The organism is Streptomyces sp. NPDC048483 (assembly GCF_040651455.1).
Lineage (GTDB): Bacteria > Actinomycetota > Actinomycetes > Streptomycetales > Streptomycetaceae > Streptomyces.
The window spans coordinates 1-11,767 of record NZ_JBEZJZ010000173.1; the positions used below are offsets into that span (position 1 = coordinate 1).

Annotated in this window: 12 protein-coding genes; 7 read left to right on the top strand and 5 right to left on the bottom strand. The window is 73.2% G+C overall.

Going from position 1 to position 11,767, the window contains the following annotated elements; all coding sequences use genetic code 11:
- Window positions 1-643: TetR/AcrR family transcriptional regulator (locus AB0D04_RS40675; protein WP_362712444.1), on the bottom strand; the 643-nt coding region annotated here is incomplete at its 3' end.
- A gap of 96 nt (window positions 644-739) precedes the next feature.
- Between AB0D04_RS40675 and AB0D04_RS40680 the strand changes: the two genes are divergently transcribed.
- Both AB0D04_RS40680 and AB0D04_RS40685 read left to right on the top strand, forming a co-directional pair.
- Window positions 740-2,728, top strand: a complete 1,989-nt coding sequence (locus AB0D04_RS40680; RefSeq protein WP_362712445.1) for an FUSC family protein — start codon at window positions 740-742, stop codon at window positions 2,726-2,728.
- 212 nt (window positions 2,729-2,940) lie between these two features.
- A complete protein-coding gene (locus tag AB0D04_RS40685; RefSeq protein ID WP_362712446.1) occupies window positions 2,941-3,447 on the top strand; it encodes a MarR family transcriptional regulator in 507 nt (168 codons plus the stop codon).
- A gap of 144 nt (window positions 3,448-3,591) precedes the next feature.
- On the opposite strand, the gene AB0D04_RS40690 is transcribed toward AB0D04_RS40685, so the two are convergent.
- On the bottom strand, window positions 3,592-3,936 hold the full coding sequence (locus AB0D04_RS40690; RefSeq protein WP_362712447.1) for a hypothetical protein: 345 nt from the start codon (window positions 3,934-3,936) through the stop codon (window positions 3,592-3,594).
- Between the two features lie 368 nt (window positions 3,937-4,304).
- Between AB0D04_RS40690 and AB0D04_RS40695 the strand changes: the two genes are divergently transcribed.
- Entirely contained in the window at window positions 4,305-4,718 is a 414-nt protein-coding gene (locus tag AB0D04_RS40695; RefSeq protein ID WP_362712448.1) for an SsgA family sporulation/cell division regulator, read from the top strand.
- Between the two features lie 73 nt (window positions 4,719-4,791).
- Here the strand turns inward: AB0D04_RS40695 and AB0D04_RS40700 are convergent, their stop codons facing one another.
- Window positions 4,792-5,910 (bottom strand): barstar family protein, encoded by a 1,119-nt coding sequence (locus AB0D04_RS40700; RefSeq protein ID WP_362712449.1) that lies wholly within the window; start codon window positions 5,908-5,910, stop codon window positions 4,792-4,794.
- Between the two features lie 61 nt (window positions 5,911-5,971).
- Window positions 5,972-6,592, bottom strand: a complete 621-nt coding sequence (locus AB0D04_RS40705) for a TetR family transcriptional regulator C-terminal domain-containing protein (RefSeq protein WP_362712450.1) — start codon at window positions 6,590-6,592, stop codon at window positions 5,972-5,974.
- 112 nt (window positions 6,593-6,704) lie between these two features.
- On the opposite strand from AB0D04_RS40705, the gene AB0D04_RS40710 reads away from it, so the two are divergent.
- On the top strand, window positions 6,705-7,223 hold the full coding sequence (locus AB0D04_RS40710; protein ID WP_362712451.1) for a PH domain-containing protein: 519 nt from the start codon (window positions 6,705-6,707) through the stop codon (window positions 7,221-7,223).
- Window positions 7,220-8,845, top strand: a complete 1,626-nt coding sequence (locus AB0D04_RS40715) for a PH domain-containing protein (protein ID WP_362712452.1) — start codon at window positions 7,220-7,222, stop codon at window positions 8,843-8,845. Before AB0D04_RS40710 ends, AB0D04_RS40715 begins: the two co-directional genes overlap by 4 nt.
- Here the strand turns inward: AB0D04_RS40715 and AB0D04_RS40720 are convergent.
- A complete protein-coding gene (locus AB0D04_RS40720) occupies window positions 8,832-9,749 on the bottom strand; it encodes an NADP-dependent oxidoreductase (RefSeq protein WP_362712453.1) in 918 nt (305 codons plus the stop codon). The genes AB0D04_RS40715 and AB0D04_RS40720 overlap by 14 nt on opposite strands.
- Window positions 9,750-9,898: 149 nt before the next feature.
- On the opposite strand from AB0D04_RS40720, the gene AB0D04_RS40725 reads away from it, so the two are divergent.
- Both AB0D04_RS40725 and AB0D04_RS40730 read left to right on the top strand, forming a co-directional pair.
- On the top strand, window positions 9,899-11,164 hold the full coding sequence (locus AB0D04_RS40725; RefSeq protein ID WP_362712454.1) for a LuxR C-terminal-related transcriptional regulator: 1,266 nt from the start codon (window positions 9,899-9,901) through the stop codon (window positions 11,162-11,164).
- Window positions 11,165-11,322: 158 nt separating this feature from the next.
- The gene (locus AB0D04_RS40730; RefSeq protein WP_362712455.1) at window positions 11,323-11,736 is read left to right on the top strand and encodes an SsgA family sporulation/cell division regulator; all 414 of its coding nucleotides are present in this window, start codon (window positions 11,323-11,325) and stop codon (window positions 11,734-11,736) included.
- The last annotated feature ends 31 nt before the right edge of the window (window positions 11,737-11,767 follow it).

Here is an 11,767-nt window from a genome sequence, read left to right on the forward strand (position 1 = left end):
CGGTGGCCGCGACCCATACCGGGGAGCGGGTGAAGGTCCGCGTGCCGTCCAGCACCATCGAGAGGTACTGGCGGGCGATCTCCTCAGGACTGTGCTGTCCGCCCGGCCGGTACCAGCTCGCGGCGACCCAGACCGTGTCGCGGACGAACCGGTACGTGAGCCGGATGTCGAGATCGGCGCGGAAGACTCCGTCGGCCACCCCTCGCTCCAGCGTGCCCAGCCAGGCCTTCTCGAACTTCCGCTGGGAGTCGGTGAGATAGCCGAACCGGGGCTGGACAGCGAGCTGCTGGGCCTCCTTCTGGTAGATGGCGACCGCGGCGCGATGCCGGTCGATTTCCCGGAAGGACTCGGTGACCAGGGCCTCAATGGTTTCCCTCGGGCCGAGGCCGGCGTCGAGTACGGCGTCGTAGCCGTCCCACAGCTCGGCCAGGAAGGTGGAGAGGATCTCGTCCACCATCGATTCCTTGGAGTCGAAGTGGTAGTAGAGGCTGCCCGCGAGCATGCCCGCCTCGTCCGCGATACGGCGGACGGTGGTGGCGTTGTACCCCTGCGCGGCGAACACCTCTGCCGCGATGGTCAGCAGTTCGCGGCGGCGCTCCGGGGACGCGCTCGCGGTCGTCGTCTTCTTCTTGGCGGTTGGCACCCGGCCATTGTCGCTGCCGGGGCGGGTGGCAGCGGTTCAGCCGGAGCCCCCGTCCGCGATATCTTTCACTAGTAAAATACCTGCTAACCTTCTCTCATGGGGAAGCACGCCAAACCCTCCGGCAAGGGACTCACCACCGCACCCGACGGCGGGGTGCGGGCACGTCCGCTGCCCGTCAGGAGCACCGTCCGCCTGCGCCGCCCCGTCGACATCTGGCACAAGCCGGCGCTCAGCGCGGTCGCGGCCATGGCGATCCCCGATCTCACGCTGTACGCCCTCGGCCGGATGGACCTGGTCCTCTACACCTCCGCCGGGGCGCTGTGTGCCCTGTACGCGCACGGCCTGCCGTACGCCGCCCGCGCCCGCACGCTGCTGTGGGTGGTGCTCGGCATGGTGGCGAGCCTCGCTGTCGCGCTGACCGCCGCGTCGGTGATCACCTCGGCGGCCGTGCTCGTCGTGCTCGCCTCGCTGCTCGCCGCCGCGCACAAGATGGCGTGCGACGCGACGCGGATCGGACCGCCGGGGAACCTCATCCTGACCTTCGTCGCCGCGTCGGCCTTCTTTGTGCCGCAGCGCCTCGAGCAGGTGCCGCTCCATGTGGCGCCGGCGCTCGCCACCGGAGGGATCGCCTGGCTGGTGTGCATGGCACCGGCGCTGGTACGGCCGAGGGGGCCGGAGCGGATCGCCGCCGCGCGTGCGCTGGAGGCCGCGGCCGGGCTGCTCCGTACGGGCGCGGGAGGCGGCGCAGGAGACACGGTGGCGCACGCGCGGCATGCGACCGCCGCTGCCGTGAACGCCGCCTGGCACACGCTCTTTCTCGCCCCGGCGCACACCCCTGCCCACGCCGCGGCGCGGGCCGGCCTCGAACGCCTCCTGATACGGGCCGAGTCGGCGCTCGGCAGCAGGCCCGGCGAAGACGGCACGTCCGGGGAAAGCGGCGTGCCCGGCGAAGGCAGCAGGCCCGACGGCATGCCCGGAGAAGGCAGCAGGCCCAACGGCATGCCCGGAGAAGGCAGCAGGCCCAACGGCATGCCCGGCGAAGCCGGCCGCGCCGCGGCGGCGGCCGAAGCCGGGCGGCTCGCCGGCTGGGCCCGCGAGCTCCGGAGCGGGCGCCCGCTTCCCGAGGTGCCGCTCACCGCCGCGCAGGCCGAGGAGCCGGCCGGGATCACGGCGGAGGGGGCGGGGGCGGGAGCCGCCGCGGGGTCCGACGAGGTGTCCGCGGCGGAAGACGTACGCGAGGGCCGCGCCCGGATCCTCGGCCCCGGCGGCGTGGCCCTACGGCACCCCGCGCCCGGCCGGCCCCGCGGGATGCGGGCCGTGCTGGCGCGGCTGGCGCCCGGCTCGCCGTTGCTGCCGATCGGGGCGCGGGTCGCGGCCGGGTGTGTGCTGGCCGGTTGGGCCTCGATGGCGGTCGGCGTCGGGCACCCGTACTGGGCCGTGGTCACCGCGGCCTCGATCCACCAGGCCAACACCACACTCTCCTGGCAGCGTGCGGTGCAGCGCACGGTCGGCAATCTGCTCGGCCTGCTGCTGTTCACCGCGCTGCTGCCGCTGATCCACACCGGGCATCTCGCGATGATCGCGCTCGCGCTGGCCTTCCAGTTCGGAGCCGAGGCCTGCATCACAAGGAATTACTGGCTGGGCTCGGTGTGCGTCACCCCGATGGCGTTGCTGCTGACCTCATTCGGCAGCCCGCTGCCCGCGGCGACGCTGATCGGTGACCGCTGGACCGACACCGTGGTGGGCGCGGCGGCCGGCCTGGCCTGCTGTGTACTGGTGACCAATCGGCGCGCCGCCGACCGTATCGATGCCGCGCTGGAGCGGGTGGCGGTCGCGGAGACCGCGGCGTACCGGCTGCTCGATGCGGCGCCGGTGCCCGGCCCGGACGATGCGCGCGAGACGGGCTGGGCCCGCGACCGGCTCGTCGGCTGCCTGGTGGAACTGCGGGAGGCGGTCGATGTCGCGGCCGGCGAGTGGTGGCAGCGGGCGCTGCCGGAGGAACGGATCGCCCACGCCGAACAGCGGGGCCACCGCGCCCTGGCCGGTCTCGTACGCCGGCTCTCGGCGCCCGCACTGGCGGCCTGACCTGCGGTACGCCGCAGCCTGCCGGACACCCCGCGGCACCTGCGGGCCGCGGGCCCGAGCGGCCCGGCGACCGACGCACCACCACGGCGCCCACCGCACGCCGGACACCGTTTCGGCAGGCACAATTGAGCCGGTGATCGCGGTCGTGGGCCGGGGTCGTCGGCAGGGGCCGTCATCGAGGCGGTGCGGCAGGGGCCGAAAGGAGCGTGCGGGTGACCGAGGACATCGTCGCGGGGGTGCTGCGCCAGTGGCAGCAGGTGCACCCCGGGCTGGACACCGGCCCGATGGCGGTGATCGGGCGGCTCAACCGCTGCTCCGCGCTGCTGCAGCAGGCGGCCGACGCGCCGCTGCGGAAGGCCGGGCTCACCCGCCCCGAGTTCGACATCCTCGGCACGCTCCGCCGGATGGACCGCGAGCTGACCCCCGGCCGGGTCGCCCGCGAGACCTTCGCCTCCGGGGCCGCGGTCACCAAGCGCGTACGGCAGCTGGAGGCGCGCGGCCTGATCGCCCGCCGCCCCGACGACCGGGACCGCCGCGTCGCCCATCTCTCCCTCACCGACGAGGGGCGCGAGACCATCGACCGGCTGCTGCCCGAGCAGCTGCGGTACGAGGCGGCGTTGCTGGCCGGCATCGGGGACGAGCGTCAGGAGGAACTCTCCGCGGCGCTGGGCGAGTTGCTGGTGGTACTGGAGGGGCGGCTCGGCAGTCTGATGGAGTGACGGGACGCGCCGGCACCCGCAGCGGCCCCGGCCCAGGCCGGTGGGACGGCCACGTCGGACAGCCCTGTCGGACGGCCCGTCAGGTGTCCCGGTCGGACACCCCGGTCGGACACCCCAGTCGGATGCCCCGGTCGGATGCCCCGGTCAGAAGGCCCCGCCCCCCGGCTCCGCCGGGAACGGCTCGTCGCTCCAGCGGAACCACGCCGCATCGTCCTCGATATGCAGCAGGAACTCGGGCACCGGCCCGGCCGGGGCCACCAGCCGTACGCCCTCGGAGGCTCGGCTGTATGCGTCTTCCCAGGCCGTCATATCGTCGTCGATCGTGTCGATGAGCTCCAGTTCACGGGCGAAATGCGGCCGCAGTTCCGGGTATCCGGGGCCGGGCACGAACGTCCCGTTCAGCCAGGGAAAGTTGGCATCCGTCACCGTGATCTCCCCGACCACCTGCGTCCCCCGCTCCACCCGCCACACTTCGCCGATGAACGGCATTGCCGCCTCCCCTTGGTCGTGCCGGTGACACGCGCGGCCCGCCCCCGCTTACGGCACGGGGGCGCGCATCACGCGTGACGGTCGGACGACAGGATCGCAGAACGGGCGATTGCGGGCGGGCGGTTTCCCCGATCGGCGCTCGGCCATCGGCTCTCGGCCTGTCGAGCGAACTCCGCGGCCGACCGCCTCACCAATAGGTTCGGACCTTCGCGGCATTGCTTGCATTTCGTGTGCGTAAAGCGGGCAATTCCTCGTATTCAAAGAGTGGTGACGCATGTCACGCAGGAATTCGATGCACGGCGGCGATGGCCCTTGCGTCCTAGACGTTGTACGAACAACGAACCACATCGAACGCAGGGGAGCCGGCGATGTCCACCGTCATCGAGCAAGCCGTTCAGGCCCGTCTCATCGCGACCGCACCGCAGTCGCGGCCGATTCCGGCAGCCCTTCGCTACGACCGCGACGATCCCTACGCGGTACACCTGGCGTTTCCGCCCGCCGCCTCGCTGGACGGTGCCGAGGTGGTGTGGACCTTCGGGCGCGATCTGCTGGAGGAAGGACTGCGGCGGGCGACCGGTGCGGGCGATGTGCATGTCTGGCCGTGTGGCACCGATGATGTCGTGGTGGAGTTCCATACGGCCGACGGGATGGCGTTGGTGCAGTTCGAGGCGCGGGATCTGCGGCTGTTTCTGGCCCGGTCGTACGCGGTCGTCGAGAAGGGCGGCGAGGCGCGGCATCTGGATGTCGACGCCGATCTCGCCGCCCTGTTGCGCGAGGCGTAGCCCCACGGGCACGGAGACCCGCAGGGACGGGCGGGCGGCCGGAGCCGGGCGGCCCGGTCCGCCCCAACAGCCTTCAGCGCAGGAGGACTTGGGACCCGTATTGCGACAGCAGATCGGTCACCTCGGCGCAGAAGTCGTACGGTTCGCCGGTGGAGTCCAGGACCCGGCCGAGGTGGCGGCGGGCGACCTGTGAGTGGTGCCAGATGACGGTGAAGGGGACCGTGGCGCCGAAGTGGCCGCACAGGCAGTCGTCCAGCGCGGCCAGGCAGCGGCCGAAGTAGCCGCCCGGTCCGTTGACCGCCTCGCCGATGGCCAGGCAGAAGCCCGGCTCGTCGGTGATGAAGCGCCCGTCGAGGTGGTACACGCGGCCCGCCGGGGCGTCCTGGGGCGGGCGGCGGTGGTACGCGGCCACCCGCTCCAGCCAGATCTCGCGCCGCTCGGTGTCGTAGGCCGCCCAGAGGTTGGGGGCGGCGGGCGGGCCGCGGTGCCAGCGCCGCCAGAGGGGGCGGGCGGCGAGCGGCGGGGGCTCCCACAGGCCCTGCGTCAGGACGATGTCGAGCAGGCCCGCCCCGAGGGCGGACGGGCGCGAGGACCCGGCCTCCACGGGGACCCCCCAGCAGCTGCTGCGTTCTCTGCCCTGCCGGTCCAGGATGTTCAGGTAGGCGCTGCCGAGGCGTCGCCTGCGGGGGCTTTGCGCGGCGAGGGCGGCGGTGAGGGCGGGGGCCGGGGCGCAGCCGAGCAGGGTGAGGGGGGCGGGCCCCGGTTCGACGGCGGGGGCGATCTCGGAGAAGTCGCGGCAACTGCCCAGCCGGGTACGGCCGTTGTGGAGGCGTACGCCGGAGGCGAGGTAGGGGTCGTCGGGTGTGAAGTAGTCGTCCTCGACCGCTTCGAAGAAGACGTCGACGAGGGCCGGGTCGTGGTGGTGCGGGCGGTGGCCGGTGACGCGGGCGCCGCGCAGCCGCCAGGGGTCGAGGCGTTCCGAGCCTGGCGGGCAGTCGTCGCCGGGCTGCGGCTGCACCCACAGGTCGCCGAGGCGGGCGGCGGTGGCTCCGGTGGCGAGGGCGTGCAGGGCGGTGCGGAGCGGTCCCTCCGGGGTGCAGCCGAGGAGTTGGTAGGTCGCGGGGTGCGGGTCGGCGAAGAGTCCGGTCACCTCGGCGCAGACGCCCAGGAGTTGGTCGTCCTCATCCGCCACGAGGGCGAAGCCGGGTGCGTGGGGCTGCCGGATGCCGGGCGGCCAGGTGTGGGCCGGGCGGTCAGTGGTCAGCGTGGCGCTCCTTGGCGTCGAAGAGGTTGGTCAGGTGCAGGTCCAGCAGCCGCAGCGCCTGCTCCGGGGTGTGCACATCCAGCAGGACGTACGCGGAGAGCCCGTCGACCAGGCTGATCAGCAGCATCGCCTCCTCCTCCGTGGCCCGGTCCGGCGCCAGGTCACCCCGTTCCGCGGCCGCGCGCAGCTGGTCGGTGAAGAGGGCGCGGAGCTGGGGGATGCCGTCCTTGGCCTCGGCGCGCAGGGTCTCGTCATGGACGGCGCGGGTGAAGTAGGAGGCGGCGACCAGCAACCCCGTTCGGCTCTTTTCGTCCAGCGGCAGCATCGTCGACAGGCAGGTGCGCAGCACGGTGCGGGGTGACGGCTCCTCGGTCAGGGCTTCGATGTGCGCGCGGATCCGCTGGTCGGCCAGGCGGTTGCCGTGCCGGAGGGCGAACAGGAGCATCTCGTCCCTGGAGTGGAAGTAGTGCTGCAGCCGGCCGAGCGAGATGTCGGCCTCGGCGGCGACATCGCGCAGGCTCACGCTGTCCAGGCCTCGGGTGCCGGCGATCCGCCACAGGGCCTCGGAGATCTCCAGGCGTCTGGCTTCGTGGTCCACCTTCTTGGGCATGGTCGGCCTCCTCCCCCTCATCAGTCTCGTGGACTGCTCACTTTTACAAGTCGCTTGTACCGTTATAACGTATCGCCATCCAATACACTTGACTTGGAAACGGTGACCCCGCATGCCCGAGCACGCCGCCCCGCTCCTGCGCCCACCCCGTCATCGCGTCGATCCCCGGGCCCGCCGCTGGTGGACCGTGCAGGCGCTGCTCACGGTCAGCGGACCGATGCTGCTCACCGCGCTCACGCTCGGGGTGCTCAGCCTGCTGTTCTTCCCGGGTGCGCTGCCCTGGCTCGGTCCGCTGCTGCTGGTCGCGCTCGTCGTGCCCGGCCTCGGCTATCTCACGGTCATGCCGCGGTGGAGGTACTCGGTGCACGCCTGGGAGCTGGGTGGCCGCGCGGTCTACGCGGCGGGCGGCTGGTTCTGGCAGAAGAGGCGGATCGCGCCGCTGTCGCGGGTGCAGACGGTGGACACCGTGCGCGGACCCATACAGCGGCGGTACGGGCTGGCGACGGTGACCGTCACCACCGCGTCCACCGCGGGCGACATCAAGATCGCGGGGCTGTCCGACGCGGACGCCGAGGAGCTGTCGCGGCGGATCAGCGAAGCCGCCCAGGACGTGCCGGGAGATGCGGCATGAGTGCGCCCCTGACCCCGGACAGCCCCGCCGCCCCCGGCGCCACGCCGCAGTGGCGCCGGCTGGATCCGCGCACGCTGCTGGTGCACTGCGGCTGGATGATGGCACCGTTCGGTTCGCTGGCACTGACAGCGCTGGCCACCGGGGGCCGGATCACCCTCGAGGCGTGGATCACGCTCGCCGCCATGGCCGCCTCCTTCGCCGTCCTCACCGCGATCGGCCTGATCCGCTGGGCCCGTACGGACTTCCGCATCACCGACGACAGCTTCGAGGTACGCAGCGGGCTGCTGAACCGGCGGCTGCGGAGCGTGCCGCTGCACCGCATCCGTACCGTCGATCTGACCGCGACCCCGTTCCACCGGCTGCTGGGGGTCACCGTACTGCGGGCCGGTACGGCCGGCTCGGGGGACCGGGGCAATGAGCTGTCGCTGGAGGCGCTCAAGGTCGCCGAAGCGGACCGGCTGCGCGCCGAGCTGCTCGCCCGTGCCCACACCGGGACGGCCGCCGAGGACCCGGTGCTGGCCCGTATCAACTGGCGCTGGCTGCGGTACGCGCCGCTCACGTTCTGGGTCATCGGCGGAGTGTTCGTCGTGGCCGGGGCGGCCTACCGCGCGCTGGACGGCATCGGTATCGAGCCCTGGAAAATCGGCTTCGTCCAGCGGGCGTTCCACGAATTCGGCACCAGCATGCTGTGGCTGACGGTCCCGGCCGCGCTGCTCGCCGTCCTGGCCCTCGGCTCGGTGGGCGCGGTCGTCCTCTACGTCGAGAACTGGTGGAACTACTGCCTGGAGTGGACCGACGCCCACACGCTGGGAGTGCGCCGCGGGCTGCTCACCACCCGCTCCGTCACCATCGAACGGGCCCGGCTGCGGGGCGTGCTGGTACGGGAACCGCTGCTGCTGCGGGCCGGCGGCGGCGCGCTGGTCCGCGCGGTGGCGGGCGGCCTCGGCAACCGCGAGGAGAACCGCCGCCGCAGCGGGCTGATGCCGCCGGCACCGCGCCGCGAGGCGCTGCGGGTGGCGAGCGGCGCCCTGCAATCACCGTTCCCCGCAACGGAGTTGACGCCGGGCGCCACGCAGAGGCCGCTCACCCCGCACCCCAAGGTCGCCCTCCGCCGGCGGCGGATGCGCGGTCTGCTCTTCGTGGTGCTCCCCGCCACTGCCGTCCTCGCCGCCCTCGGGGCCGTCCTCGCCGCTTTCGGGGCCGCGTTCACACCCGTCCTGCTGCACTGCGCCTGGCTCTGTGCCGCCGTCGGCGCGGCCGCCGTGGAGTGGCTGGCAAGGGACGCGTACCGCAGTCTCGGCCATGGCCTCCGCGGCCGCTATCTGGTCATCCGCTCGGGCACGTTCAGCCGCGACACCCTCGCCCTCCAGCGCGAGGCGATCGCCGCCTGGACGTTCTCGACCTCACCGTTCACCCGGCGGGCCGGGCTGGTCACGCTGACCGCGGCGGTGGCAGCGGGCGAGGACGGCTATCGCCTCCCCGACCTCGCCGCCGCCGACGCACCGGCCCTCGCCGCGACGGCGGCACCCGGAATCCTGGAGGAGTTCCTGGTGCACCCCGGCACGGTGCACCCCGGCACGACACCCTCCGGGGAGACCACCCAGCGGCTCAGATCTCGATGACGAGCTTGCCGCGCGCATGGCCCGCCTCGCTCACCTCCTGCGCCCTGGCGGCATCGGCGAGCGGGAAGGTCTCGGCGACCCTCGGCACGGAGAGCTTCCCCTCGACGGCCAGGCGGGCCTGCGCGGCCAGCCATGCGCGGACCGTCTCCGGCGGCGTCCCGCCCGGCGAGAACGGCACCCCGTGGTCGGCGGCCTGGGGGTCGGCGATGGTGACGATGCGGTCGGTCGTCCCGCCCCGCAGGGCGATCGAGACCGGCAGCGCGTCGTGTCCGGCCGCGTCGAAGACCGCGTCGATGCCCTGCGGGGCGGCCGCCCGGACCCGGTCGGCGAGGCCGTCCCCGTACGCCACCGGGACCGCCCCCAGCGACCGCAGGAAGTCGTGGTTGGCCGGGGACGCCGTCCCGATCACGGTGGCTCCCAGGGCCACCGCGAGCTGCACGGCCACCTGGCCGACCGCGCCCGCCGCGCCGTGCAGGAGCAGGGTCTCGCCGTCCTTCAGGCCGAGTTCGCCAAGGACGCGCTGGGCGGTCTCCCCGGCGACGGGCAGCGTCGCCGCGGCCACGAAGGAGAGCTCGGCGGGCTTGCGGACGATGTCCCCCGCAATGGCGTACTCGGCGTACGCGCCCGTCCGGGTCCAGCCGAACACCTCGTCGCCGACGGCCACTTCGGTGACTCCGTCGCCGAGTGCGTCCACGACCCCGGCGAACTCCAGGCCGGGCACGGCGGGGAACGTCGTCGGGTAGAACTGCTCCACCCACCCGTAACGCCGCTTGTAGTCAAGGGGGTTGACGCCGACCGTCACCACCTGCACCCGGACCTCGCCCGGCGCGGGCTCCGGCTTGGCGGTGTCCCCGTAGGTGAGGACATCTGCGCCGCCGAACTCGTTGTAGATGACTGCTCGCATGTCGGTCTCCCCGTTCGATGTGTGGAAAGCGGTGGGTTGATGGCTTCAGCCTCACCCGTCCGGGGAGGCGGTGCGGCCAGCCATCGGAACAGTCCCACCTGGCCAAAAGGACAGGACCCGGCCCGCGCCCCCTGGTTACGCTGAGCCGCATGGAGCTGACCGGAACCGGAGCCATACCCGCGCTGACCGCCGCATACGAGGTGATCCGCCGGCCGCTGGGCGAGATCCTGCCCCGGCTGTCGGCACTCCTGGCCGACCTGGTCCCGCACCTGGCGGCCGCCGAACTCTCCACGCACTGCGCGCACTCGCCGTTCAAGACGCACGGCGACCCGGAGATCACCGGCCGGCTCACCACCGCCGACCTGGCCCCGCTGCTCACCTCGGGCACACCGGGACGGCCCTGGCAGGGCACCCTCACCCTCGCCGGCGCCGAGCGGACGGTGCTCGCCGTGACGAGCGATGCCACGCCGCGGGGCGCGGTCCTGCTGCTCGTACGGAAAGCGGACGCCGACCCCGCCGGCCAGGAGGCCACCGACCTCGTGCAGGCCCTGTGGGACGTGGTGACCAGCCATTTCGACCGGATGGCGACGGAGGCCCTGCCCGGTGCGCTGGCCCGCTCGCGGACGGCCGCCGGGACCCGGGCCCGGGTGATCGCCGAGCTGGGCGAGGGGTACTCGGCCGCGCTCACGGGACTGCTGGCAGTGCTGCGCAGCCGGAAACTCGACGATGCGGCGGCCCGCGCCACCGCCACGGATCTGGCCGTGACGGCCCTGGTCGAGCTGCGCGCGGACGCGGAGCGGGACCAGGAGATCGCCGAGGAGCCGGCCGGCCAGGCCTTCGCCCGGCTCGCCGACTCGCTGCGGCCGCTGGTGCGCCACAGCCCCGTACGGCTCGAGCTGGGCCCGCCGGACTGCACGCGGACGGTGGCCGCCGACGTGGCGCACACGGCGCGGGCAACGGTCCGGGCGGTGCTGCTGAAGGTGCTGGAGCAGGAGGCGATGAGCCGTGTGCACGTGGGCTGGCACCTCACCGACACCGAGCTGCGCGCGACGGTCCGCGACGACGGACCCGGCACCCTCACCCCGCGGTCCCTCTCCCCCGGCCTGCTGATGGAGCGGCTCGAGGTGCTGAAGGGACGGCTGGATGTGGACGCGGTGCCCGGCTGGGGGTCCACGGTGTCCGCGACGATCCCGCTGAGCGCGTCCCAGGATCCCGCGCCCGACCCGCTCACCGCCCTGGGCGAGCGGGAGCTGCAGGTCCTGGCCCGGCTGGCGCTCGGCCACCGCAACCGGATGATCGCCGAGGAACTCCACATCAGCCAGTCGACGGTGAAGTTCCATGTCGCGAACATCCTGACCAAGCTGGGGGTCGAGTCGCGGGGCGAGGCGGCGGCGCTGTTCCACACCGTGGCGTAGGGGCCGGCCCGCCCACCCCCTCGCATGTGACGCAGATCACCTCACTGGCTCCCCTGTCGTGTGCACGGCTCCCCCCGGCCCACCGTCCTACTCAACGAACTGAATGAGCCGTGTCCAGGACGTGTGTCCGCGACCGACAGCCGTGAGGGAGCAGCGCGATGCCCAGCGTTATCGACCACGCCGTCCAGGTCCGTCTCCTCGCGACCACCCCCGGCCCGCACGCGGTGCCTGCCGTGCTGCACTACCAACCCGCCGACCCGCTCGCCGTACGGATGTCCTTCCCGCCCGAGATCTCGCTGGACGGTGTCGCGGTGGACTGGGCGTTCGCCCGCGAGCTGCTGGACGAGGGGCTGCGCGGGCCCGCCGGGCGGGGCGACGTGCGGGTGCGGCCCCTGGGACCGGACCGCACGGTGATGGAGTTCCACGCGGACGAGGGCATCGCCATGGTGCAGCTGAAGACCGCGGAGGTGCGGCTGTTCCTGGCGCGCTCGTACGAGGCGGTGCCCGCGGGCCGGGAGCGGACGCTGCTCGCCGTCGAGCGCGGCCTCGCGGAGCTGTTCGGCGCGGCCTGAGCACGCCGGTCCGGGGGTGGCACGGGCCGCC